Annotated in this window: 20 protein-coding genes; 7 read left to right on the forward strand and 13 right to left on the reverse strand. The window is 73.3% G+C overall.

Annotated elements, in window-relative coordinates:
• Window positions 1-59 precede the first annotated feature (59 nt).
• The 3 genes from IPQ09_29975 to IPQ09_29985 form a co-directional block, all read right to left on the reverse strand.
• The gene (locus IPQ09_29975) at window positions 60-938 is read right to left on the reverse strand and encodes an amidohydrolase (GenBank protein MBL0198376.1); all 879 of its coding nucleotides are present in this window, start codon (window positions 936-938) and stop codon (window positions 60-62) included.
• A gap of 103 nt (window positions 939-1,041) precedes the next feature.
• A complete protein-coding gene (locus IPQ09_29980) occupies window positions 1,042-1,713 on the reverse strand; it encodes an ABC transporter ATP-binding protein (protein ID MBL0198377.1) in 672 nt (223 codons plus the stop codon).
• Between the two features lie 141 nt (window positions 1,714-1,854).
• Window positions 1,855-3,768 (reverse strand): hypothetical protein, encoded by a 1,914-nt coding sequence (locus IPQ09_29985; GenBank protein MBL0198378.1) that lies wholly within the window; start codon window positions 3,766-3,768, stop codon window positions 1,855-1,857.
• Here IPQ09_29985 and IPQ09_29990 point away from each other — a divergent pair.
• A complete protein-coding gene (locus IPQ09_29990; protein MBL0198379.1) occupies window positions 3,709-4,761 on the forward strand; it encodes an NADH:flavin oxidoreductase/NADH oxidase family protein in 1,053 nt (350 codons plus the stop codon). The genes IPQ09_29985 and IPQ09_29990 overlap by 60 nt on opposite strands.
• A 45-nt stretch (window positions 4,762-4,806) precedes the next feature.
• Here IPQ09_29990 and IPQ09_29995 read toward each other — a convergent pair whose 3' ends face one another.
• The 3 genes from IPQ09_29995 to IPQ09_30005 form a co-directional block, all read right to left on the reverse strand.
• Window positions 4,807-5,631 carry a crotonase/enoyl-CoA hydratase family protein gene (locus IPQ09_29995; protein ID MBL0198380.1) on the reverse strand — a complete coding sequence of 275 codons (825 nt, stop codon included), beginning with the start codon at window positions 5,629-5,631 and terminating at the stop codon, window positions 4,807-4,809.
• Window positions 5,632-5,670: 39 nt separating this feature from the next.
• Window positions 5,671-6,963 (reverse strand): FAD-dependent oxidoreductase, encoded by a 1,293-nt coding sequence (locus IPQ09_30000; protein ID MBL0198381.1) that lies wholly within the window; start codon window positions 6,961-6,963, stop codon window positions 5,671-5,673.
• Window positions 6,964-7,061: 98 nt separating this feature from the next.
• On the reverse strand, window positions 7,062-7,610 hold the full coding sequence (locus IPQ09_30005) for a winged helix DNA-binding protein (protein ID MBL0198382.1): 549 nt from the start codon (window positions 7,608-7,610) through the stop codon (window positions 7,062-7,064).
• 82 nt (window positions 7,611-7,692) lie between these two features.
• Here IPQ09_30005 and IPQ09_30010 point away from each other — a divergent pair, with 82 nt between their 5' ends.
• Together IPQ09_30010 and IPQ09_30015 are read left to right on the forward strand one after the other, a co-directional pair.
• The gene (locus tag IPQ09_30010) at window positions 7,693-8,670 is read left to right on the forward strand and encodes a hypothetical protein (GenBank protein MBL0198383.1); all 978 of its coding nucleotides are present in this window, start codon (window positions 7,693-7,695) and stop codon (window positions 8,668-8,670) included.
• 57 nt (window positions 8,671-8,727) lie between these two features.
• A complete protein-coding gene (locus IPQ09_30015; protein MBL0198384.1) occupies window positions 8,728-11,400 on the forward strand; it encodes a DUF3160 domain-containing protein in 2,673 nt (890 codons plus the stop codon).
• A 52-nt stretch (window positions 11,401-11,452) separates the two neighbouring features.
• Here IPQ09_30015 and IPQ09_30020 read toward each other — a convergent pair whose 3' ends face one another.
• Window positions 11,453-12,019: a GNAT family N-acetyltransferase gene (locus IPQ09_30020; GenBank protein MBL0198385.1), complete on the reverse strand. Its 567-nt coding sequence runs from the start codon at window positions 12,017-12,019 to the stop codon at window positions 11,453-11,455.
• Between the two features lie 76 nt (window positions 12,020-12,095).
• Complete coding sequence (locus IPQ09_30025) at window positions 12,096-13,259, reverse strand: hypothetical protein (protein MBL0198386.1); 1,164 nt, start codon at window positions 13,257-13,259, stop codon at window positions 12,096-12,098.
• 389 nt (window positions 13,260-13,648) lie between these two features.
• Between IPQ09_30025 and IPQ09_30030 the strand changes: the two genes are divergently transcribed.
• On the forward strand, window positions 13,649-14,536 hold the full coding sequence (locus IPQ09_30030) for a hypothetical protein (protein MBL0198387.1): 888 nt from the start codon (window positions 13,649-13,651) through the stop codon (window positions 14,534-14,536).
• A 30-nt stretch (window positions 14,537-14,566) separates the two neighbouring features.
• Here IPQ09_30030 and IPQ09_30035 read toward each other — a convergent pair whose 3' ends face one another.
• From IPQ09_30035 to IPQ09_30050, 4 genes are all read right to left on the reverse strand, one after another.
• Window positions 14,567-15,364, reverse strand: a complete 798-nt coding sequence (locus IPQ09_30035; protein MBL0198388.1) for a hypothetical protein — start codon at window positions 15,362-15,364, stop codon at window positions 14,567-14,569.
• A 42-nt stretch (window positions 15,365-15,406) separates the two neighbouring features.
• Window positions 15,407-17,107, reverse strand: a complete 1,701-nt coding sequence (locus tag IPQ09_30040; protein MBL0198389.1) for a hypothetical protein — start codon at window positions 17,105-17,107, stop codon at window positions 15,407-15,409.
• Between the two features lie 11 nt (window positions 17,108-17,118).
• Window positions 17,119-19,725, reverse strand: coding sequence for a TonB-dependent receptor (locus IPQ09_30045; GenBank protein ID MBL0198390.1), 2,607 nt, complete (start codon window positions 19,723-19,725; stop codon window positions 17,119-17,121).
• Between the two features lie 71 nt (window positions 19,726-19,796).
• The gene (locus IPQ09_30050; GenBank protein MBL0198391.1) at window positions 19,797-21,374 is read right to left on the reverse strand and encodes a serine/threonine protein kinase; all 1,578 of its coding nucleotides are present in this window, start codon (window positions 21,372-21,374) and stop codon (window positions 19,797-19,799) included.
• Between the two features lie 183 nt (window positions 21,375-21,557).
• Between IPQ09_30050 and IPQ09_30055 the strand changes: the two genes are divergently transcribed.
• Together IPQ09_30055 and holA are read left to right on the forward strand one after the other, a co-directional pair.
• Complete coding sequence (locus IPQ09_30055; GenBank protein MBL0198392.1) at window positions 21,558-22,415, forward strand: hypothetical protein; 858 nt, start codon at window positions 21,558-21,560, stop codon at window positions 22,413-22,415.
• A complete protein-coding gene (holA, locus tag IPQ09_30060; GenBank protein ID MBL0198393.1) occupies window positions 22,412-23,467 on the forward strand; it encodes a DNA polymerase III subunit delta in 1,056 nt (351 codons plus the stop codon). Before IPQ09_30055 ends, holA begins: the two co-directional genes overlap by 4 nt.
• A 25-nt stretch (window positions 23,468-23,492) precedes the next feature.
• On the opposite strand, the gene IPQ09_30065 is transcribed toward holA, so the two are convergent.
• Complete coding sequence (locus IPQ09_30065) at window positions 23,493-23,918, reverse strand: hypothetical protein (protein ID MBL0198394.1); 426 nt, start codon at window positions 23,916-23,918, stop codon at window positions 23,493-23,495.
• Between the two features lie 280 nt (window positions 23,919-24,198).
• Between IPQ09_30065 and IPQ09_30070 the strand changes: the two genes are divergently transcribed.
• The gene (locus IPQ09_30070; GenBank protein MBL0198395.1) at window positions 24,199-24,867 is read left to right on the forward strand and encodes a GTP cyclohydrolase II; all 669 of its coding nucleotides are present in this window, start codon (window positions 24,199-24,201) and stop codon (window positions 24,865-24,867) included.
• Window positions 24,868-24,902 lie beyond the last annotated feature (35 nt).

Consider the following 24,902-nt stretch of genomic DNA (forward strand, 5'->3'; position numbering starts at 1 on the left):
GCCCCGTGAAGTGCGAGCTTTTCGCTGCGTCTCGGTGCCCGTCGCATGAACCTCATGAACTATCCGGGCGCGCCGAGCCCGAAGAGGCGCCGCGCGTTGCCGGCGAGCACGGCCTCGAGATCGCCCTCGCGGACGCCGTGCGCCCGCAGCCTCGTGAGCTCGCGGTCCCACGCGTAGGGGAGGTTCGGAAAGTCGGTGCCGTAGAGCACGCGCTCCGGGCGGGCGAAGAACAGCGGGCTCGGCTTCATGGGGAAGTAGTCCGCGAGCATCATCGTGGTGTCCAGCCAGAGGTTCTCGTGGCGCTCGAGCAGCCGGAGGTAGGGGTCGAACTCGTCGGCGCCGAGGTGGGGCACGCAGAGCTTGAGCGTCGGGTGGTCGCGGAGCACCCGCTCGGTGCGCTCGGCCGCGCAGAGCTCGTGCGGATCGCGGCGGTAGGCCAGGCTGCGAGGCTCGCGCCCCGCGTGCATCACGAGCGGCAGACCTCGGCGCGCGCAGGCCTCGTAGATGGGCCCGACGGCGTCGTGGTCGGGCGAGAAGCACTGCACGTGGCAGTGGAGCTTGAGCCCCGACAGCCCGAGCGCGAAGGCCTCGTCCACGATGGCCTCGGCGTCGGGCTCGCCTGGCAGCACGGTGCCCAGGGCGGTGACGAACGGCTCGCGCCGCGCGAGCTCGGCCGCGTATGCGTTGAGGGCCCGCGCCATGCCCGGTTTGTGCGAGTACGTGAGCGCGACCACGTGCTCCACACCGCGCGCCTTCAGAAACGCGATGGCCTCCGGCGTCTTCAGGGGGTAGCGAATGGGCCAGCCGTGGGCCTCGAACCACCGCCAGATCGCGTCGAACATGCGATCGGGGAAGAGGTGCACGTGCGCGTCGATCACGGGCGGCAGGCCCCAGGGCACCCGCGGGCCCTCTTCGTCGTCGAGGCCGGGCGCGGGCATGACGAACCCGTCGAGGCACACGCTCGCGTCCGACGGCGCGTGCGGCGCGTGCGGCGCGTCGCTCACGCGTCGACCATCACGCGCGACCTCATCGTGTCGCCGCTCAACCTGCGCTCTCGCTCCGATAGGGCGCGTCGTCGCGCCGCTCGTCGTGGAGGACCCGGCCGTCCCGGAGGGTCACCTTGCGCGGCATGCTGTCGGCGAGCGCCATGTTGTGGGTCACGACGATGATGGTCGTGCCGCGCGTGGCGTTGATGGAGAAGAACAGCTCGTGGATCTGGTCGCTGGTCTTCGAGTCGAGGTTGCCGGTGGGCTCGTCCGCGAGGAGGAGCTTCGGCTGGAGCACGAGGGCGCGCGCGAGCGCCACGCGCTGCTGCTCTCCGCCCGACAGCTCGCCCGGCCGGTGCGAGGCGCGGTTCGCGAGGCCGACCTCGGCGAGGAGATCGTTCGCGGCCCGCTCGAGCTCTTTGCGCGGCCGCCCCTGGATGAGCCCGGGCATCATCACGTTCTCGAGCGCGTTGAACTCGGGCAGGAGATGATGAAACTGAAACACGAACCCTATCATGCGGTTACGCAGGCCCGCGAGGCGCGAGCTCGAGAGCCCCGAGAGCTCGTCGGCCCCGAGCTTCAGGGAGCCCCCCGTGATGACGTCGAGCGTGCCGATGCAGTGGAGGAACGTGCTCTTGCCGGCGCCGGACTGCCCGACGATGCCGACGAACTCGCCCTCGTCGATGGTGAGGTCGATGCCGCGCAGGACCTCGAGCGGCCGCCCCATGTGGACGAACGATTTCTTCACGCTGGTCGCGACGACGAGGGGAGTGCCCACGGGTGACCTGTTACCACCTCGGGTGTCACTCCCACGCGAAAATCTACGAGCCGGGTCGCCTCGCCGGCCAGCAGCCTCGCGAGCGCGGCGCTACTCGTTCGCGAGCGCCTCGCGGATACGGGGCACGAGGGCGTCGAGCCCGCCCACGACGGTGAGGCTGCCGATCTTCTCGGCGATGCGCTCGGCGTGCTCGAGCTCCTTCAGGCGCAGCAGGGTCGGGTGCTCGTCGAGAAGCCTCGCGGTGTTGAGGAGGCTGCGCGTGGCCGCGGTCTCTTCGCGGCGGGTGATGAGGTTCGCCTGCGCGCGGCGCTCGGCCTCGACCACCTGGCCCAGGATCGCGCGCATTTCGCCCGGCAAGATCACGTCGCGGAGCCCCGCCGACACGAGCGTGAGGCCGAGGGCCGCGCACGCGTCGCGGGCACGCGCCACCAGCGCGGCGCCGAGGTCTTCCTTGCGCGAGAGCAGCTCGTCGAGCGTGAGCCGCTGGGCCTCCTCGCGGAGCGCGAGCTGGAGGCAACGGTGGAGCGCCTCTGGGGGGGGGGGGGGGGGGGGGGGGGGGGGGGGGGGGGGGGGGGGGGGGGTCCCCCCCGCGGGGGGGGGGGGGGGGGACCGGGGGGGGGGGGGGGGGGCCCGGGGGGGCCCCCCCCCCGGCGGCGCGGGGGGCGGGGGGGGGGCCCCCGGCCGGGGGGGGGGGCCCCCCCCCCCCCCCCGGGCGGGGGGGGGGGGGGGGGGGCGGCCGGGGCGGCCGCGGGGGGGGGGGCGGCGGGGGGGGGGGGGGGGGGGGGGGGGGGGGGGGGGGGGGGGGGGGGGGGGGGGGGGGGGGGGGGGGGGGGGGGGGGGGGGGGGGCCCCCCCCCCCCCCCGGCGGGGGGGGGGGGGGGGGGGGGGGGGGGGGGGCCCCCGCCCCCCCCCCCCCGGGGGGGGGGGGGGGGGGGGGGGGGGGGGGGGGGGGGGGGGGGGGGGGGGGGCGGGGGCGGGGGGGGGGGGGGGGCCGGGGGGGGGGGGGGGGGGGGGGGGGGGGGGGGGCCGGGGCGGGGGGCGGGGGGGGGGGGGGGAGGGGGGGGGGGGGGGGGGGGGGGGGCGGGGGGCCGGGCCGGGGGGGGGGCGGGCGGGGGGGCCCGGGCCGCCCCCCCCCGACCCCCCCCCGGGCCCCCGCCGGGGGGGGGGGGGGCGGGGGGGGGGGGGGGGCGCGGGGGGGCCCCCCCGGGGGCGGGGGCCTCCTTTTTCCGGGGGGGGGGGGCGGGGGGGGGGGGGGGGGGGGGGGGGGGGGGGGGGGGGGGCCGCGGGCGGCCCCCGCCCCCCCCCCCCCCCGGGGGGGGGGGGCCCGGGGGGGGGGGGGGGGGGGGGCGGGTCTTGGGGGGGGGGGCCCGGGGGGCCGGGGGGGGGGGGGGGGGGGCCGGGGGGGGGGGCCGGGGGGGGGGGGGGGGGGGGGGGGGGGCCCCGGGGGGGGGGGGGGGGGGGGGGGGGGGGGGGGGGGGGGGGGGGGGGGGGGGGGGGGGGGGGGGGGGGGGGGGGGGGGGGGGGGGGGCGGGGGGGGGGGGGGGGGGGGGGGGGGGGGGGGGGGGGGGGGGGGGGGGGGGGGGGGGGGGGGGGGGGGGGGGGGGGGGGGGGGGGGGGGGGGGGGGGCCGGGCCGGGGGGGGGGGGGGGGGGCCCGGGCCGGGGGGGGGGGGGGGGGGGGGGGGGGGGGGGGGGGGGGGGGGGGCGGCGGGGGGGGGGGGGGGGGGGGGGGGGGGGGGGGGGGGCGGGGGGGGGGGGGGGGGGGGGGGGGGGGGGGGCCCCCCCCCCGGGGGGGGGGGGGCGGGGGGGGGGCCCGGCGGCCCGCCCCCCCCCCCCCCCCCCCGCGCCCGCCGCGGGGGGGGCCCCGCGGGCCCGGGGGGGGGGGGGGGGGGGGGGGGGGGGGGGGGGGGGGGGGGGGGGGGGGGGGGCGCCGTCACGGGCAACGTGATGATCGACCGCCGCGCGCTCGGCGAGCCCGGCAACGTGGTCGTGGAGGACGATCGCGATCTCGAGGCGCTCCGCGCGTGGGCCACCGCCGGCACGGCCTGTGGCGCTCACTTGTGGATGCAGCTGAACCACCCCGGCAAACAGTCGCCCGCGTTCCTGTCGAAAGAGACCGTCGCGCCCTCGGCCGTGCCGTTCGGCCCCGCGTTCGCGGCCGCCTTCCGCACGCCCCGCGCCCTCACCGAGGCCGAGATCCAGGACCTCATCACGCGCTTCGGCGCCACGGCGGCCATCGCCAAGCAGGCCGGCTTCACCGGCGTGCAGATCCACGGCGCCCACGGGTATCTCGTGAGCCAGTTCTTGTCGCCGCACCACAACCGGCGCGACGACCGCTGGGGCGGCTCGCTGGAGAACCGCGCCCGCTTCGTGCTGGCGGTGTACCGGGAGATCCGCGCCCAGGTGGGGCCCGCGTTCCCGGTCGCCATCAAGATAAACTCCGCCGACTTCCAGAAGGGCGGCTTCTCGGAGGAGGACTCGCTCCAGGTGATCACCTGGCTCGCGGAGGCGGGCGTGGACCTCGTCGAGGTGTCGGGTGGCACCTACGAGGCGCCCGCGATGACCGGGGCGCAGCGACCGAGCACGGCGGAGCGTGAGGGGTATTTCCTCACGTTCGTCGAGGCGCTCCGCGCGAAGGTGGACGTACCGCTCGCGGTGACCGGCGGCTTCCGCACCGCGAGCGGCATGGCGGCCCCCATCCGGAGCGGCGCGGTCGACCTCGTCGGGCTCGCGCGCTCGCTCTGCGTGGAGCCGGAGCTCCCCCGGCGCGCGCTCGGGGGCGAGGCGGTGGAGAGCCAAGCGCGCAAGCTCAGCACGGGCGTCCGGGCGCTGGACCGGATCGCCGCGCTCGACGTGACCTGGTACGAGAACCAGCTCGCGCTGCTCGGCGCGGGCAAGCCCCCGAACCCGCGGCTCGGCGCCGTGCGTTCGATGCTCACCTCGTTCTGCAAGCAGGGGACTCAGGCGTTCAAAATGCGGCGCCCCAGCGGCCGCTCGTGAGCCCGGGCGTCTGGCGCGGGGCGCGCATGCCCGCTCCCCCGCTGGCTAATCGCCCTTGAAGACGGGCGCGCGGCGCTCCATGAACGCGGCCATCGCCTCCGCCAGGTCGTTCGAGGCGAGGAAGGCCGCGTTCCACACGGCGACGAAGCGCTCGCGGTCGCGCACGTGGGAGCGCTCGCCGAAGTCGAGCACCTCCTTGATGCCCGAGACGACGAGCGGCGAGTTGTCTGCGATCTGGCGCGCCATCGCGCGAGCGCTCTCGAGCAGGCTCGCCTTGTCGGGGAGCACGTCGTTCACGAGGCCCACGCGGAGGGCGCGGGCCGCGTCGATGTCTTTGCCGGTGTAGGCGAGCTCCCGGGTGACCCCCTGCCCCACGATCCGCGGGAGCCGCTGGAGGCTCCCCAGATCGGCCACCATGGCGACGCGCACCTCGCGCACCGAGATCTTCGCGTCGGCGCTCGCGAGGCGTACGTCGCACGCCGTGGCGAGGTCGAGACCGCCGCCGATGGCGTGGCCGTGCAAGCAGCAAATCACGGGCTTCTTGCACGCCTCCACCGCGTCGAACGAGCGCTGCAGATCGAGCACCAGCTCGTAGAGGCCCGTCCGCTGCTTCGCGAGGTTGGGCGGCGCGAGGTGGGGCATGAGCGTGGGCATCATGCCCTTGAGGTCGAGCCCGAACGTGAAGTGCTCGCCCTGGCCATAGAGCACGACCGCGCGCACCTCGTCGTCCTTCGAGAGCCGGTTGAACACCTCGGGGCACTCGGCCCAGAAGTCGGGGCCCATCGCGTTCCCCTTGCCGGGTCCGAGCAGCACGACCTCGGCGACCGCGCCTTCGCGCACCACGCGGAGCGCCTTTCCTTCGAAGCTCATCGTCTCTCCTTGGTTCTCGTCACCCGTCGTCACACGTCGTCACGCGCCGAGCTCCGCGCAGAGCGCGCGCGCCTCGACGATGTTGTCCTCGATAGAACAGTAGGTCCACCCCCCGTAACGGCCAATCGAATGCACGTGGCGCTTGCCGAGCTCGGCCCGCAGGCGATCGGTCTCGGCGATGGATTCGCGTGTAATATGCACGTAAGCAGGGTCCATCACCACGCTGTGCGAGGACACGAGCTCGTGACCAGCGACGATGCCCTCGCGCTCGAGGTCGGCCAGCACGCGCGCGCGCATGCCCTCGGCGTCGACCTTGGCGTCAGCGGGATACCCGAGCTCCACGTAGAGGCTCATGCGGTCGGCGCCGAAGATGTTGTCGTAGAAGCCGATGCGGTAGAACGAGGTGGCGCGGTCCGGGTAGTACATCCAGTGCACGTCGTCGGGGCCCTTTCGGTCGAACCCCAGGTTCCACACGAGCACTTTGTTCCACGAGAACACCGACGCGTCGTGCTCTATCCCGGTGAGCGCCGCGAGGCGGTTCAGCGGGGCCGACGAGATGAGCCGGTCGAAGCTCACCTGCCGGCGCGGGGTGGTGACGACCTTCGCGTCGAGGTCGATGCGCGTGACGGGCTCCGACAGCGCGAGCGCGGAGGGCGCGACCTCGCTCGCGACGGCCCGCACGTACTCGATGGCGCCGCCCTCGGGGTAGGTGAAGGTCGCGTTGTACGAGCTGTTGTCGGGCGCGCGCATGTTGCGCACGATCGCCGTGAGGTCCGCGTGGGGGAAGAACCGCCCCATCGCGTCTTTGTCGAGGCGGCCGAGATCGCACGCGTAGAGCTTCTCGTTGTAAGGGATGAGGAACTTCTCGGCGATCGAGCGCCCGAAGCGGGCGTAGAGCATGTCCTTGAAGCTCTCCTCGGCGGGCGCCGGCGGAGCGTCGGGGCCGAGCAGCTCGCGCGGCGCGCGGGCGAAGTAGAGATCGACCAGGCAGTCGATGAGCTCCTCCTTCGGCAGCTGGTGGATGTTCTTTTGGAACGGGAAGTCGATGCGCCGCGCGCCGCCCGAGTGAGAAATGAAGCTCCGCTTCTCGATCGTGCGGATCTCCTGGCCCGGCATTCGCTCGCGCAGCCAGGCCTCGATTTCAGGGTGCTTGAAGTGGAAGAAATGCCCCGAGTAGTCCCACACGAAGCCGTCTTGCTTGACGGTCTTGCAGTACCCTCCGATCTCGCGGTCGGCCTCGAAGACTCGGGTGTCGTGCCCCTTGCCGAGGGCGGCGGCGGCCGCGAGCCCGCTCATGCCAGCCCCCACGACGATCGTGCGCGCGTGCTCCATGGCGCGCACTGTCGCAAATGGTCGCGCCGCCGTCGAGCGAACGCGACGCGGCGCGCCTGGTGGCGGCTCCGCGGCGGGCGCTTCGCCCCAAGGCTGCTCTAGTCAGCCGAAGGCCCGTGCGCCGCGCTCTCCGCCCAGCGAGACAGCTCGAGCATCGCCGCCACGGCAGCGGCGCGGTCGCGCGCGCCGAGGCGCGCCTCGAGCGCCGCGTCGAACGACGCGTGGAGCCCGCGCACGTCCGCCACGACGCGCTTCCCGCGCGGCGTGAGGCGGACACGGCGGGCGCGGCGATCCGCGGGGTCGGCCTCCCGCTGGACCAAGCCCTCGGACTCGAGCTCTTCGACGAGCTGCCCGGCCGCCTGCTTGCTCACGCCGAGCCGCTGCGACAGGTCGCTGAGGCGAGCGGTGCCGGCCTCGAGGAGCGGAAGGAGCCGCCCGTGCGAGGCGCGGAATCCGGGGAACTGGACGCGCATGCGGCGCACCGTGAGATCGCCGAGGAGGCGGCCCGCGTGCAGCACGAGCTGCGTCGTGCTCGCGCCGTCGGCGCCGGGCGCGGCGACGCCTTCAGACTTCGCAGGCTCCGCGGGCTCCGCGGGGGCTCGGGGGCTCGGCTTCGGTGCCTTCGGGGCGCGCGCGCGTTTTTCCATGCGTCGATGGTATCCGGCCGCGCGCGGAACTTGTCAATGCTCTTGACGAGTGAGGCGACGCCCGTCGTGCTAGCTTGAGGCCGTGGCCCGCTCCTCCTCCCTCACCCCTCGCGCCGCGATCCTGCTCCTGCTCGCCACACAGCCCATCGCCAGCTCGATCGGCCTGCCAGGCTGCAGCACGCAGACCACCGCGATCACCGAGCCCGACGCGGGCGCCGCCCCCGACGCGAGCGCGACGCCCGACACCACGACCACGCCGGCCGCGCGCACGACGCCAGCGACAGAGTTTCTCCCGAAGGTGACGGGCGCCTGCCCAGACTTCGTCGCGGCGGGCGCAGGCGGGAAGGCCAGCTTCGCGCCGGGCGGCAAAGCGCGCGACGTGCAGCTCTGGGTGACCGACGCGGCGAAGACCAAGGACGGCCCCGTGGTGTTCTTCTGGCACGGCGCGGGTGGCTCACCCACGGAGGCGAGCGGCGCGCTGAGCCCCCAGGTGATCTCCGCGATCACCGCCGCGGGCGGCATCGTCGCGGCGCCCTACCACGACCCCGCGGCGGGTCAGCTCCCGTGGTTCCTCGCGCTCGGAGGCAGCCAGGAGGACGACCTCGCGGTGATGGACGAGGTGGTCGCCTGCGCCATCAAGGACCTCGGCATCGACCCGCGACGCATCCACTCGGTGGGCTTCAGCGCGGGCGCGATGAACACGATGCAGGCCGCGTGGCGGCGCTCGGGCTACATCGCGAGCATCGTCGCCTATTCGGGCGCCACCATCGGCGAGCCGCCGGTGCAAGACCCGACGAACCTCTTCCCGGCGCTCGTCACTCACGGCGGCCCGTCCGACAGGGTCCTCATCCGCTTCGAGGAGACGACCGTCGCGTTCCGCGCGAAATTGAAGGAGGCGGGGCACTTCACGGCGCTCTGCGCGCACGGCAAGGGCCACACGGTGCCGAGCGACCTCCGCGCGAGCGCGTGGAAGTTCCTGCAAGACCACCCCTACGGGACCCGACCCTCGCCCTACGCGGCCGCGCTCCCCGAGGGCTTCCCGAGCTACTGCGAGCTGTAGCCGCCGACCTCTCCTCGCGGGATGCGCGCCGGGCTGGCCGGCGTACTGTGAGCCGCCATGCCGCGCAGCCAAGGTCGCCCCAAGTCGCTCGTCCCCCGCACCCGATCCGCGCGAGCCCTCAGCCTCGTGCTCGCGCTCGGCGCCCTCGGCGCGTGGCCGCTCGCGTGCGCTTCCACGCCGCCCTCGCCCGCCGCGTCGGTGCCCTCGAGAGAGGCGCCGCTCGCCGACGCCGGGACTCCACACGCGCGCGCGTGTGTGGCCTGGCACACCGCAGCGAGCGCGCCCACCGCCCCGCCCGACGAGAGCGCCCCGGCCCGGCGCGCCACCCCGGAGCACGCCCAGGATCGGTGCGAGACCGCCGACTCGAACCTCGCCACGGCCGAGCAGGCGATCCTCGCCCTCGACCGCGCCGACACCAGCGCCGACGCCGTGCGCGCGTGGCCCCCGTGGGACCACAAGTCCGCGCCCGAGCACGGGCAGGCCGTGGCGCGGCGGTTCGCCTTCACCCGCGCAGAGAGCGCGGCGCTCCGCGACCGCGGGTTCGTCGTGCTCTCGCGCGTGCCCAGCACCACGTTCGCCTTCGGCCTCCACGAGGTCTACCAGTCCCAACTGCCGCTCTACGTGTCGGCCGACGCGATCCTCCACGCGGTCTACGCCTCGAACGATCGGCTCATCGCCGACATCGAGGCGGGGCTCCTGCGCGATCGCCTGGGCCGCGCCCTCTCGGCGATGCACTGCGCGCTCGCCGCGAGCGGCGACACGTATCCTCTGGATATTTCACGTGATATCGACATCTATTTGACGGTCGCGCGATCGCTGTTGGCGGACGAGGCCGTGCCCAGCGTGCTCGGGACCGACGCGGAGGTGAGCGCGCTCGTCGGCGCGGCGAAGGCGGGCGCGGCGCTCGCGCAGGTCGACCTCTTCGGGCGCTCGCGGCTCATCGACTGGACGCAGCTCACACCTCGCGGTCACTACGCGGACCCCGCGCCGAGCGCCGACGCGACGAACGCGACCGAGGGCGGGCCCGCGCGACCGCGGCTCGCGCCGTTCTTCCGCGCCGCCATGTGGCTCGCGCGGTTGGAGTGGAACCTCGTGTCGCGCTCGTCGCGGAGCTCGCAGCAGGGTGCGCTCGACCCGCGCGAGACGCCCCGCGAGGCGATCGACGCGCTCGCCGTCGCAGACCTGGCCGAGCGCGCGGGAGCGCTCCCGGACCTCGACGCGATCGACCGCGCGTGGACGCTGCTCGCCGGTCGGCGCGAAGACGTCTCGATCGCCGATCTCCTTCGGCTGAAGCAGAAGGCGGGCATCGCGCGCGTCGACCTCGGCGCCTTCGACGCGCTGAAGGCGGCCATCGGGAACGATTTCGAGCGCACCGCCCGCACCCACCCCATGGCCGAGGGAGCGAAGAACCTCCCGGCGATCGCCACGCTCCTCGGGCCGCGAGTGACCGCCGACGCGGCCGCGTTCCGCCCCCTCATCCACACCGAGGTGAACGGCCGGTACCTCCCGGCCGCGGGCGACGTCGCGTACGTGCTCGGCCTCGATCGCGGCAAGGCCGCCCTCGCCGACGATTTCGCGAAGTTCCCGGCGCTCGGGGCGCAGCTCGAGGCAGCACGCGGCGTCCTCGGGACCGCGAAAGACGCGGGCGATCTCTACGGCGCGTGGCTCGGCGCCCTCCGCGGCGTGGCGGCGACGCCCCGCGGGGTCGTGCCCTCGTTCATGAAGACGACCGCCTACGACGACCTGCGCATGAACACGCTCGTGGTGGGCTACGGCCAGCTCCGCCACAACTACGCGCTCATGGCCGCGCAGGCCTACGACGAGGGGGGCTGCGAGATCCCGGACGGGTGGGTCGAGCCCCTGCCCGCGCTCTACGACGGGCTCACGGCCTACGCCGAGCGCGGCAGCGCGACCCTCGCGGCGCTCGATCCCAAAGACCGGCTCGGGGCGCTCGCCTACTTCAAGCGCCTCGCGGAGCTCACGCGGGTGCTGGCCACGATCGCGCGGCACGAGCTCGCGGGGCGCCCGCTCTCGATCGAGGAGAAGCGCTTCCTCTCGATGGTCGTCGAGATGACGCCCGGCGGCACGGGAGGCCCGCCCCGGTTCACCGGCTGGTACTTCGACCTCTTCCGCGGGAGAGAGGCCGAGGCGCTCACGAACGCGGCGTTCGTCGCCGACGTCGCCACCTCCGCGTACACGCAGCGCGTGCTCTACGCCGGCGCGAGCGCGCCCCGGATGGGGGCCTTCGTGGTCGACACCGGCGGGCGGCCGCGCGTGATGGTGGGCCCCATGGCGAGCGGCTACGAGCTCGTGGGGCCGCTGGCGGCACGCTACACGGACCAGTCGGTCACCGAGGTCGCCGGAAAGAGCGCGCGCTGGGCGGCGTCGTACACGGCGCCCACGCCTGCCGCGGCCGCCCTCGCGTTCGCGGCCAACCTCGACGGCGGCGGCAGCGAAGTGCCGATCGTGCTGCGCGCGAAGGGGGCGCTCGGAGCGATCACGATCGAGACCCTGAGCCACCACCGAGTGCCCCTCAGCCGCGCCGTACGGGTCGTGACGAACGCGAGCCTGGTCCAGCTGAAGCTCCCGGCGCGGGGCGTGGAGGGCATACGTGTTCGCGTCGGCGACGACTCGGTCGAGGCGTTCGTCTCGGGCCCGAACACCCAGCTGCTCGTCGAGCGCGGCGGCGCGACGTTGCTCGAGGCGGATCTCGCAATACTGGACAAGTAGCCGTTCTAAATGGCGTTCTGATGACTTCTTTGGCCAGCGAGTGAGCGCTCGCTCAGTCGGGCCGCGTGTCCAGTCGCAGCAGCGCCTCTTCGCACACGGGAAACCGCGTGTCGCCCTCGGACGATCGCCGATACCCGATGACCTGGAAGCCACCTCGCTCCAGCACGCGAAGTGAAGCGCGGTTCGAGGTGGCCGCGCGCGCGTGGACTGGACGCACCGTGACCTCCCGCAGGATCGCCGCGAGCGCCCGCGTGGCGATGCCGCGGCCCCAGTGCGCTCGTGCGATCCAATACCCCACGAAGTCGAGCTCCCCCTCGACCTCGCCGGAGGGACCCACGCGCGCGCCTTCCTCCGGCAGCCCGAGCCGCCGGAAGCAGTTGATCATCCCGACGAGGACGCCGTCGGCTTCGATCGCCCGCGCCACGAGCCCTGGAGGCGGTGAACGCAGCAGCCGTCCCCAGTGTGCATCGAATTCGGCCCGCGAGCGCGGGGTCACCACGGCCACGCGGGCGGCCTCGGGATCGTGCTGGTGCTCGAAGAGGGCGGGCAGGTCGACCTCGACGACCTGGCGAAGGTCGACGTTCGCGGGGCACGCGCGGTCGGTGCGGGCGTCGGACACCGCGTCACGCTAGCGAAGCTGCGCGGGCCACACCACCTACGAAGGCGAGAGCGTGCGAAGACAGCCGGCGGCACGCTCATCGAGGGCGATCGGCGCGCAGCGCGGGCGGGTCGTCGCCAGACGCGTTCGCCTCGTTCGCCTCGTTCGCCTCGTTCAAGATGACCCGCGCGCCGGGCGGTGTGGGAGGCTCCGACGGCGCGCCCTCATCGGCGGCGGGCACGTAGGACCGCGCCTCCCTCCACACGTCGTCGGGAAGGAGCCGCCGCGCCTCGGGGATGGCCTCGAGGAGCGCGAGCACGAGCGGGGGGGTGCGGCGAGACAGGTGGCCCTCGAGCGTCGCGGGGCCGGCCGCGCGGGCGAGCCAATAGGCGGCAGCCGCGCGCGCCTCGACGGTCGCGCTCGGGCTCGCGAAGAGCGCGAGCAGCTCGTCGGGCCGCGCGCCCGCCGCGCGGTAGCCGTCGGCGCGGAGCGCGTCGAGCCGCGCGCGCCACGCGTCGAGGGACGCGCCACGCCGCAAGAGGTCCTCCGGCACGCGCCGCGCGCCGACCGCGAAGGCCTCGGCTTGGTGGGCCCGCACGCGCTCGACGAAGCGCGCCGCGGCCCCGGCGTCGTCGGGATCGAGGACCAGCTCGACCTCAGCGTCGCCCGCTGCCTCACCGACGACGAGGGTGCTGTCGCCCGCGCGGTCGAGGCGAGGCGCGAGCCTCGGCGGGGACAGCTCCACGTAGGGCACGTAGCCACGCGCGTGCCCCTGGTCGATGCGCACGCCGCCCGCGTCGAGCTCGAGGGTCGTCGTGGTCGCCGAGAGAGCCCGCGCGAAGAGCGGCGGGCGTCGCTTTCCCACGCGGGCGCCGCGCGGTGCGTTCGGCCCCGCGACGGCCAGCAGCGTCACCACCGCGACCGCCCACGCGCACACGACGAACACGGGGCTCGAGAGCGCGACACCGACGCCAGCGCCCAGCGCCACGAGCGTGAGGGGGAGCACGAGCGCGAGACGACCTCGCGGGGCCGCGCGCGGGAACAGGAAGACGAGCGACGTGACGAGCGCCAGCGCGAGGAGCCCCGCGAGCACGGGCTCGGCCGTGAGGAGCCTCGACGCGGCGCCGATCCCGAGCACCGTGGGGAGCGCCACGAACGCGCCGCCGAGGGCCGGGGCGCTCGAGACAGCGCGGCCGCGCACGCGCAGAACCTCGTTCTCGCCGCCGCCTCCGTCTCCCGCTCCCGCTGCCTTGCTCTCCACGCCGCGCTCCTCCCGGCCGCTCGCCGCGCCGCGAAGACTAATGCATCCATTCTCCCACGGTGGTCGGCATCCTCGATGAAAGGAGCGCGGTAAAAATGAACGTTCAAGGGGCGCGGGGAGCGCAATCGCTCCGCCAGACAGCCACCTGGCGCTCGCGGAGCCGGGCCAGCCGGCGCTGTTCGTCTGGAGCCCGGCGGCCCCCGGACCGGGCTCGCCGGTCGCGCCGAGCACCGCGTCGTACGGGGCGCTCGGCGCGCATCAGGCGATCGGCCTTCCGCGCGTACCGCAGCACGAGGCGCTGAGCGAACACCCGGGCTCGCGGGCGCACATCCACCCGACCAAGTGCAGCGAGACTCCGCCGGCTTGGCGGGCTCGTGTAGAGTCGGGCCATGCCCTTTTCGCCACGCCCGCTCGGCCGCACGGGACTGAAGGTATCTCCGCTCGGCCTCGCCACCGGCGGGGGCTCGCTGCCGGCCGAGGGGGTCGAGCTCGCCTTCGAGCGCGGGCTGACCACGCTCTACTGGGGCAGCTACCGCTCGGCGCCCTTCGGCAAGGGCGTCGCGGCGCTCGCGCGCTCGCGGCGCGACGCCTTGCAGCTCGTCGTGCAGAGCTACACGCGCGCGGCTTCGCTGATGCGCGGCTCGCTCGAGCGCGCGCTGCGCGCCCTGGGGACCGACCACACCGACATCTTGCTCCTCGGCTGGTGGAACCGCCCGCCGCCGCAGCGCATCGTGGACGCGGCGCTCGAGCTGCGCGAGCGTGGGCTCACCCGGCACCTCATGATCTCGTGCCACGATCGCACCACGTTCCCGACGTACGCGAGCGATCCGACCTACGGGGCCATCATGGTGCGCTACAACGCCGCGCACCCTGGGGCCGAGACCGAGGTGTTCCCCTCGCTCGGCGACGCGACCTCGAGGCCCGGCGTCGTCGCCTACACCGCCACCCGCTGGGGCCACCTCCTCGACCCGGCGATGGTCCCCGCCGACGAGCCGCGACCCACCTCGGCCGACTGCTACCGCTTCGCGCTGACGCACCCCTCGGTCGACCTGGCGATGTGCGCCCCGCGCGACGTGGCCGAGCTCGAGCTCGCGCTCACGGCCATCGAGCGAGGCCCTCTCTCGGACGACGAGCTCGCGTGGATGAAGCGGGTCGGCGCGCACGTGAAGCGCGCGGCGGCGGGCACGCGCACGTGGAACCCGGTCGACGCGCTGGACCGCGCGATGAGCTGGCTGACGCCCGGGCCGTCCTCCGGCGCCGACATTCGTCGCGACTGAAGGCGTCTCTCTCGCGCCGCCGCACCGCGCTCACGCCGGAGACAGCGTGAGGCCTCGGAGGACGCTCTCGATCACGTCGACGACGTATTGAAGCGGCGGCGCCGCGCCGAACGCGGGCGCGCGGCGCTCGGGCGCCTCGGCGACCTCGTAGCCGATCGACGGGTGCATGATCAGGAATCCATCTCCCCGTAGTTGTTCGAGATTTCTCTGCACCGATGGGGCGTGGAGCATCGCCTCGTTCATCGTCGGGACGAGGATCACCGGCCCGCGCGTGCTGATGGCCGCCGCGGAGACGAGGGTCGAGCAGTCCCCGCGCGCGATGCGCGAGAGCGTCGTGGCGGTCGCTGGGTAGAGGACGGTCACGTCAGCCCACCGCGCGAGGGCGAGGTGCGGCACGACGTCCGTCGGGCTGGATGGCCACAGCTTCGACGGGACGGGCGCGTGCGTGAGCGCCTCGAGAGGCAGCCGACGAACGAACCGGAGCGCGCTCGGCGTCGCGACCGCCCGGACCCCGTGCCCTCGGCCCACGAGCAGTTCCACCAAGAGCGGGGAGAACGCGGCCGCGATACCGCCGCCGAGCGCGAGCAGCACGCGAGCTTGGCGCGTAGCCATTGGGGCGTCCGCGGCCACGCTGGGCGCGCCGGGAGGCGCGCGGGGGACCTCGACGACGACGCCCGCGGCGCGAAGGAGCGCGAGCACCTCCTCCACCACCGAGAGCCGCTGGCGACTCCCGGCGCGCGCCGCGATCGTCTCGGTGAGCTCTTCGAGCGTGCACGGGGTACAGAGCTCGGCGACCTTCGTCGCGAGCGAATCGTTTATATGCAACATGCACATCGCCTGCAGGGAGCCTGCCTGCAGGCGCAGGTGGTGTCAGCGAGGCAGGCACTCGACGGGCACGCCGCCCGCGCACGCGGCCTGGCCCTCGGGCGTGGTCGGCGGCACGATCTCGAGCACCGCGCGCGGGCCCTGCGAATAGAGCACCGGGCGCGCCTTGCGGTTGCACGATCCGACCTTGTCGCGCTCCACGAGCGAGCCCTCGAGCGCCGCGCACGCGCCAGCCTCGTTCGGCGTGGTCCACACCTGCCCCGAGGGGTACGCCGCGATCATCGCGTAGCGACCGAGCGGAAGGCAGCCCGCGCGCACGTCGGCCACGAGGCTGCCGAGGCCGCGCCGGAGCGCTCCCTCGTCGAAGACCGGCTTGGGGGCGCTCTCCGCGGGATCGGCGCTCTCCCCGGTGAGCGAAGGCGTGACGACGAGGCCCCCGCGATCGGGGCGCGCGGCGTCGACGCAGAGCGCCGCGGGTCGCACGAGCACCTTCACCCTGCCGCGCAAGGCCGCGACCGAGGGCGCCGATCCGATCGGTCCGGCGACGGTCTTCACGAGGCTCTCGTCGAGCAGCGTCAGTCCCTGAAGGAGCACGGCCGGAGCCTTGTTGCTGCCCTGAAACGCGAGGCTCTGAGGGTCGGCCTTGTGCTCGGGATCGTCCACGAGCTTGCGGAACGTCACCTGCGGCCAGAGCGCGGGGATACGCGCCGACTCCGGCTGCGGCGCGCCTCGACCGAACACGAGCAGTCCCCCGCGACCGGCAGGAGGGAGCGCCTCGAGCGGCAGCCCGAAGGGAGCGCTCAGCGAGGTCGCAACGTCGAGCTCGTCCGGGGCCACCCCGTACCCGAGGGTCACTGCGGGGAAGGAACCCTCGTACCGAGTGAGCGTCTCCAGGTTCACCGTCGCCGGCGCCGCGAGCACGCGGTGGTCCTGGGTCATCGTGACGACGGGCACGTAGCGGGGCTCTCCGCTGGGGTTCCCGGCGCTGGGTGTCTTGGTCGCGGGGAGCTCCGCGCCCGCAGGGAAGAAGGTCGGGCGGTTGGTCGATACGACCCGCGCGATCGTGACCGGCACGTTGTCGGTGAGCGCGCCCTCGGGCGGGATGCTGAAGGTGTCGTCGGGGCCCGGGGTGCCTACGGAGACAGGCAAGTACTTGGGTACGTACGAAGGGTTTCCGCTGTTGAGATCGGCGTCGCGCTGATCGACGTAGCCGCCCGCGAGATCGCCCGCCTCCGGCTGGTTGCGGTACCGGAACTGGGGCTGGAAGCGGCCGCTCCGATGGTAGAACGCGACGAGGGAGTACGACGCGCCCGCGAGCGGCGACATCGTGAAAGGCGCCGACACGCTGACGATCTCGCCCGTAGGCGGGCAGGACAGCTCCGCGCCGCGCGTGCGCGGCTCGTTCGCGAACAGAGTGTCCCCCGGCACGACGGCGAAGTTGACGGCGCTCGCGGCGATGCCGAGCGGCGGCGGCGGGTTGCGACGGTCGAACGCGAGGATGATGGCGTCGCCCACGACGTGCCGATCGCGCGTGCACGGCCGGGGGCCCACGTACGTGACCGTTCCGCGGATGACGCCCTGCGCCGGGAAGAGGCGCTTGTCGTTGCGTGTGTCGTCGATCGGCACCGTGCAGGCCGCGACCAACCCAACGCACGCGAGCGCGCGCGCGGCGGTCCCGGCGGCGCGCGTGGACGTCGCGCGGGGCGATCGCGGGTCACTCGGGCGTAGTGGGGGAGTTCGTTGCATGTTGCACACTGTCAGAAACGGAAGGTGCCGAGGCCCATGACCCGGCGGTCGACGACCTGCCCGAACGGGTGCTGCCGGTGCTGCACGCCGGCGAGGTTGAAGCCCGCGACCGAGACCTCGAGGCGGTCGCTGAGGAACAGGTAGCCGACCCGCGCGTTGAGGAGCGAATAGGCGGGCAGCTCGAAGCGCTGGTACTCGACGCGCTGAGCCCTCACGTTCGTGACCTGCTCCGCCCACGCCTGACTCGCCACGTAGTGAAAGTCGACCGAGGCGCCCAGCCCGGCCTTGAGGCGGAGCTGCACACCGGCGTTCAGCTTGTGGGCGCTCGTGCGCGCGTCGGTGGTGATCACCTGCGACACGCGATCGGCGTCGCTGCAGCCCGACTCGTCTTGGTTCACCACGTTCAGCGTGTAGCTGCCGTAGAGGTCGAGGCCCTCGAGGGGAAAGGTGCGCACCGTCACCTCGCCTCCCACCATGTTGTAGAGCTGGCACTGGTTCGAGAAGCCGCCGATGAGCAGCGGGAACTGGCCCGCCTGGCTGTCGAACGCGCGCGTACCCGCCGCGATGTCGCCCACGGTGATGGGCCGCGCGCCCGAGAGCTGGATGAGGCTCGACACCCGGTTGTAGTACGCGGCTACGTCGACCACGAGCTTGTCCGAGTCCTGGGTGAGGTACCCGACCTCGGCGTTGAAGATGCGCTCCGGCCCCACCCTGAAGTTGGGCTCGTCGGTGCGCACGCCCTCGGTGATCGAGGTGCCACCCGCCACCGGGAGGTTCACGGGCAAGCGGAGGTACGACTCGAGGAACGTGGGCTTGCGGAACGCAGTCGCCACGGTGGCGCGGACCGTGGAGCGCGCGGTGGGGTGCACGAGCATGGCGCCGCGCGGCGAGGGCACGAAGCGCTGGAGATAGGGCACGTAGTCGAGGCGCATGTCGCCGATCGCCGTCACGGACTTTCCGAAGCTCACCTCGTCATGGAGGAACGCGCCGAAGTGGTGCTCGGTGCGGCGGGTGTCCAGGAAGGTCCAGTTCACGTCCTTGAAGCGGTAGCTGCCCCCGGCGCGGAGCTCGTTGTGGACCGTGGGCGCGAGGTCGAACCCCGACTTGAGCTGCACCTCGTTGTCGACCACGTTCTGCTCGGCGCGGGAGGGCAGGAGCGACTGCCCCACGTAGGCGACGTTCAGCGTGCTGTCCGCCCGGAAGCGGTTCCAGAAGGTGCGCAGCTCGACGTACTTCGAAGAGAGGCCCGCGGTGAGATCGGTGGAGACCATGTTCGGCAGCACGAGATCGTTGAGCGCGCCGATCCCGAGCACCTCGATGTTGCCCTGCACGAGGCCGCCGCCGACGTACACGTGGGTGTCTTTGCCGAAGGACTGATCTCCGCGCAGATCGACGCGCACGGTGCGGGCCGCCTCGACCTGATCGGCCACGCCGAGGCGCACGTCGGCGCGCCCGTTGGGGACCTCCCGCGACCACCGGGGCAGGTAGTCGTAGCCCGCCGCGGCACGCCAGCCGAAGCCCTTGCTCTGGCCAGACGTCCACAGGCTGCCGTGCGCGGCGCTCTGAGAGCCGTACCCGCCAGCCACGCCGCTCCGCTCGCCCCGCCCCTGCCCCGGCCGCTTCGTGAGGATATTGATGACCCCGTTGAACGCGTCCGCGCCGTAGAGCGCGGAGCCGGGGCCACGCACGACCTCGATGCGGTCGATGTCCTCGACTCCGATCGACAGCGCCTGCCAGAAAGTCGCACCGAGCAGATCGACGTACACGCTGCGTCCGTCGACGAGCACCAGCACTTTGTTCGAGAGCCGCTGGTTGAAGCCTCGAATGCTCACCTCGGTCTGCCCGCCGGTGACCTGCATGATGTCGACGCCGGCGAGCCGGCGGAGCAGCTCGGGCAGTTTGGTGATGCCCGACAGTCGGATGTCCTGCTCGGTGATGATCGCCGTCGAGTTCGGCGCCGAGAGGGGGCTCTGCTTGCCGCGCGATGCGGTGACCACCGTCTCGTCGAAGACGTCCTCCGTGCGGGCCGTGCCGAGCTCGGCGGCCTTTGGGGGAGCGGGCGCCACCGGCGCGGCCGGGCGAGGGCGCGCGGGCTCGGGCGTCACACAAGGCTCGGCCTTCGCGGGCTCCGGCTTCGTGGGCTCCGGCTTGACCGGCGCGGGAGGCTCGGGCTTCGGCGGCTCGGCGGCCTTCGCCTGCGCTGACTTCAGCTCGAGCGCGGCGACGATCTTCGCGACGTCCTCACGGTCGGGAGGATCGCCCTCGAGGTAGCGCTTGTAGGCGGCGAGCGCCTCCTCGACGTGGCCCGCCTCGGCGTGCGCGCGCGCGATGTTGAAGAGCACGTTGGGGTGCGGCAGCAGGCGATAGGCCTCGTCGAGCTCCGCGATGCCCTGCTCGAAGCGCTTCTCGGCGATGGCCGCCATGCCCGCCTTGAAATGAGCCCGCGCCTCCGCGCGCGCGTCGGCCGCCGCCGGGGCCGCGTACAGCGCGATCTGCGCGAGCGCGCCCACCGCGACGAGCAGGCGCGAGAGCCCGCGGCCTCGTGACGCGGTTCGCCCCCCCGCGAGCTCGGCGCGAGCCCGGTGGTCAGCGTGGTGACCCTGCTCGCGCGACGCCATCGGCTCCCGACATTACTTCAACCCGACGGAGGGTGCGACAGTGGAGACACCCCAGCACAACGCCGAGGGGCTCAGTAGGCGCCCTTGTAGCCGCTGGGGGTCGGGGGCGGTGCCTGCGGCTTGCCCGCGGGAGTCGGCCCATCGAGCTGCACGTGGACCTTGCCATCGCCCACGCGGGCCTCGACGGGGACCGGCTTCCGCGGCGGCTTCTGCACGAGCAGCGAGAGGACGCGCTCGGGGCTCGCGTCGTCGCCCGTCAGCAGGATGCTGCACGGGGTGGCCTTGCAGAGGACGACGCCGTCGCGGCGGACGCTCGCGCCAGGCGGCTCGGAGACGACCTGGAGCTGCGTCTGGCGGACTTGGGCGGGGCCCGAGGCCGAGGGGGGCGGCGCCTGGCTCGGCGAGGGCGCGGGCGTAGGTTGCGGGGCGGCCACGACGGGCCTCGCGACCGGTGGCGACGGGGACATCGACAGCTTGTACGCTGCGAGCCCGCCCAGACCGCCGGCCGCGGCGGCGATCGCGACCGCCACCGGCAGCACGTACTTCGACGAGCGCCTCGCCTCGCGCCGGGGGACCTCGTCGTGGGACAGGGAGAGCGGCGTCTGGCTCTGCGGCGCGGCGCTCGCCACGACCGCCGGGGCCTGCCGGATCGCGATGCCGCCGCTGCCGCTCGCCGCCGCGCGACGGACGACCCTCTGCGAGCCGCTCGCGCCCGCCCCGAGGGGGAACGCGGAGACCTGCCCCGTGACGCTGACGCCCGCTGCCACGCGGAGCGCGAGCAGCAGGTCGTCCATGCTGGCGTAGCGGTCGTCGGGGTTCTTCGCGAGGCATCGGTGCACGATGTCCTCGACCTCGATCGACGCCACGATGTCGGGCTTGAGCTCGGCGAGAGGCGGCGGCGACTCGCTCACGTGCGCCATCAAGATGCTCACGCTGGTCGCGCGGTCGAACGGCACCTTCCCCGTGAGCAGCTCGCAGAGCACCACGCCGAGCGAGTAGATGTCGGTGCGCGCGTCGACCGCGGCGCCGTGGATCTGCTCGGGCGCCATGTACTTGGGCGAGCCCATGAAGAGGCCCGTCTGGGTGATCTGATCCTCGGCCTTCTCCAGCACGTTCTTCACGAGCCCAAAGTCGAGGATCTTCACGAAGTCGCTCTCGTCGCCGTGCTTGACGAGGAAGATGTTCGCCGGCTTGAGATCGCGGTGGATCACACCGATCGCGTGAGCCTCGCGCAGCCCCCGGCAGATCTGGCTCACGATGTTGACGGCGCGCTCTTCCGTGATGAAGCCGTCGCGACGGATCGCCTGGTAGAGGGTCTGCCCCTCCAGGTACTCCATCGCCATGAAGTAGTAGTCGTCCTCGGTGACTCCGTAGTCGAAGATCGTTACGGTGTTCGGGTGGGAGAGGCGCGAGGTGACGCTCGCCTCCAGGAAGAACCGCTTGTGGAACTCGGGCTCGGCGCCGCCGTTGTAGCTCGGGTTCAGCACCTTGATCGCGCAGAGGCGCCCGAGGGGCGACTGCTCCGCGAGATACACCTTCCCCATGCCACCGCGCGCGATGAGGCGCGTGATCCGGAAGCGATCGTTGATCGTGCGCCCTATCAGCGGATCGGCAACGTCCGACCGGGTCGCACCTGTTCGCTCCGTCATTTCCTGGCAGGAAGTGTGCCCAAGGCGCGTGGTGCTGTCAAACGATGCCCACGTCATGCGCGACGGAGGGCGGCGAGGATCGCCCGAGAGGTCGCACTTCGTACGATACTTCCCTACCCCCCGGTCGTCGCGCCGCGTCCTCCCTGTGCCCCCGGCGCGCTCTGGGATAGGCTTCGGCCACCCATGCTTCGCACCGCCCGCCCCGCCCGTCGCCCGCCGCCCTCGTCACGCGCCAGCCTCGCCGTCTCGCGCCTCTTGGCCCTCGCCGCCATGGCTGTGCTCGTCCTGCTCTCGGGCGGGGCGCTCGCTGGCGGCGGCAGCTTCTCGCTGAAGAGCCACGAGTCGACCGAGGTCGCGGGGATGTGGCGCATCTTCGTTAAAATCCAGCTGCCGAAGCCCCCGGCCACGGCCCACCAGTCGCTCCGGTTCGTCTTCACCAAGACCGTCGCGTACGAGCGCTCGCTCGTCGATGGCAAGTCCGAACCCGTCGTCAACCGCCAGAGCCTCCAGAACCAGAACCCCATGGTCGAGTCGCTCGACGTCGGGTTCTCGGACGCCACCGGCAAGATCTACCCCGGCACGAACTTCGACTTCGCCCTGAAGCGCGAGCGTGGCTTCGAGGCGGGCGAGTACAAACTACAAATGCGCACCTCGGACAACGTGGAGATCGGCACCGCGACGAACCTCATCTTGAAGGGCGACAACCCCGTCGTCGATCGCCGCAGCATCGCCTTCAACGCGAAAGACACGAGCATCAAGAAGTACCACGACGGCGTCGACGCCGGCCCCGCGGTGGCGAAGAACGACGAGGTCGCGCCGAGCACGATGGAGGGCGACGTCAAGCCCGCGGGAACGGCCGCGCCGTTCGTCTCGAAGGACGCGTTCAACCGAACCCCTGAGGAGGACATCAAGCTCCAGAAGCCGAGCGGCTGCGGCTGCGACGTGCCGGGCATGGGCGGCGACGCCCCGCTGTTCGCCACGCCGCTGCTGGCGGTCGGTGCGCTCGCCGCAGCCCGCCTCCGCAAGAAGCGCGAGGGATGACCCCCGACGCCGCGATCGCCGCGGCGCAGAAGGGCGACCTGCTCCCGGTCTACGCGATCGTCGGAGAGGAGCGCTGGTTCCGTGACCGCGTGATCCGCGCGCTGCGCGACGCCTGCCTCGCCGGCGGCTTGGCCGACTTCAACGAAGACAAGATGACCGCGGGCGACGTGGGCGTCGAAAAGGTGCTCGCGGCGGTGCGCACCGTGCCGATGATGGCGCCGCGCCGCTTCGTGCTCGTGCGTCAGGTGGAGCGGTGGGAAGAGCGCGAGGGTGGCGCCGACGGATTCCCGACCGACCCGCTCGCCGAGTACGTGAAGGCGCCCGTCCCTTCGACCTGCCTCGTCCTCGTCGCGCAGAAGCTCGACGGCCGGCGCAAGCTCGGGACCGCGGTGAAGAAGGGCGGCCTCGCGGTGGACTGCAACGCGATCGAGCGGCGCGCTCTCCCGGGGTGGCTGCGCACCACGGCGCGCACGAGGGGCCACGATCTCGACGTCGACACGGCCGACCACCTGGCCGAGCTCATCGGGTCCGACCTTTCGCTCCTCGACGACGCGATCGAGCGCCTGTCGCTCTATGTGGGCCCGGGCGCCCCGATCGACGCGCACGCGCTCTCCGAGTGCATCCACCGCGTCCGGGCAGACGACACCTGGGCGCTCGTCGACGCCGTGGGCCAGCGTGACCTCGCGCGCGCCTTGGCCGTGCTGGCCGACACCTACGACCCGCGCGATCGCGGGCTGCCGCTCCTCGGGGCGCTCGCGTGGTCGGTGCGTCAGCTCGCGCGCTACCAGGCCGCCGTGGAGGGCGGCGCGCGCGACGACGAGGCCGCGCGCTCGGCGGGCGTCTTCCAGCCCCACCGCGCTCGTGAGCTGTCGACCAAGGCGCGAGGTGTCTCGGCGCGGGAAGTGGAGCGCTGGATGACGATCCTCGCGGAGACCGACCTCGCGCTAAAGAGCTCCCGTCGGTCGCCCGACGCCATGCTCGAGGACATGCTCATGAGCCTGTGCCGGCGGCGCGACGCTCGCCCCCGACGGCGCGCGCCGAGCTCCGGCTGAGCCGGACCGGCGAGTCTGCGGGTCGCTACTCCACACGCGGCGCGGGGAACAGCAGTCGCTGATAATAAATGAGCGCGAACGCCCAGACGACGCACGCGATGAGCGAGATCACGATCGCGAGGGTCCCCAGGGTCGTGCTTCGCCCCTGCTCGGCAGCGCGCGCACGGGCCCGCAGGCCGAGAAAGAGGCCTGGCAGGGCCAGCGGCACGCAGGCCACGAGCCCCACGGTCGCGAGCACCATGGCGATCATCCCATCGGACTCCCCGCCTCGTGGCGCGGTGGGCGGAGCTGCCCCGGACAGGCCTGACCCGCCAAAGGGTGTGGGCCCGAACGGGCGCAGAGCGGGCGCGGGAGGAGTCGGCGGCGCTGGCATGAAGTCGTAGCCGCACGCAGGGCAGACAAACGCCGTCTCGGAGACCGAGGCTCTGCACTTGGGGCACGTGATGTTCATGGGGGTCCCAACAGGGCCAACAGCCAGGAGGGCTTGGGTCGGAAGGCTGCGCCGAGGCACCGGCGCGGCCGCGAAAGGGCGCGCAGAGTGTACACGCTTTGCAGGCGCGGTCCCCGCCGCGATCGAGCGCGCCCGTCTGCGCGGGCGGGCCACGGATGAGCTTCCTCGACTCGAATGGCCGATTGACTCAGCTCCTTTCGGCTTTACATTGCTTCGCCAGTCGGCGATGCATTCGCCCTCGCGCGCCCCCGGCGCAGCCCCCCTGGAGAGAACGAAAGAGATGCACGTCCCCAATAGGGTGATCCGGCCTCGAACCGAGTGGCAAGCGATGGCCGAGCTGCCCACGCGCCACGGTCCCTTCAAGACCCACGTCTTCCGCGGCACCCGCGGCGAAGAGCACGTCGCGCTCGTCTTTGGCGACGTGGCGAACAAGCAGGCGATCCCCGTCCGTGTGCACTCCGAGTGCATCACGAGCGAGGTGTTCGGGTCCATGAAGTGCGACTGCAAGGAGCAGCTCGACGCGGCCATGGCCGAGGTGGCCCGCCGAGGCGCGGGCGCCATTCTCTACCTGCGCCAGGAGGGCCGCGGCATCGGCCTCACGAACAAGATCCGGGCGTACGCGCTCCAGCAGTGCGGTCACGACACGGTCGACGCGAACCGGCTGCTCGGCCTCCCCGACGACGCGCGCGAGTACGACTCCGCCCAAGACATGCTCGAGTTCCTGCGTGTGCGCAGCGTACTGCTCCTCACGAACAACCCCGCGAAGGTCGAGGCGCTGCGCGCCCTGGGCGTCGAGGTCGACTCGCGTGAGGGCGTGGTCATCCCGCCGAACGCGTTCTCGGCCGGCTACCTGGAGGCCAAGCGCCTCCGCATGGATCACCACCTGCCCGACCACGCGCCCGAGCCGCTCCGCACGCGCACGCTCCGCGCCGTGAACGACGCCGAGTAGCGCGCTCTTTTCCCGTTCCTTCGCGTCGAAGCTCG

This window comes from Myxococcales bacterium, assembly GCA_016720545.1.
GTDB lineage: Bacteria > Myxococcota_A > Polyangia > Polyangiales > Polyangiaceae > JAAFHV01.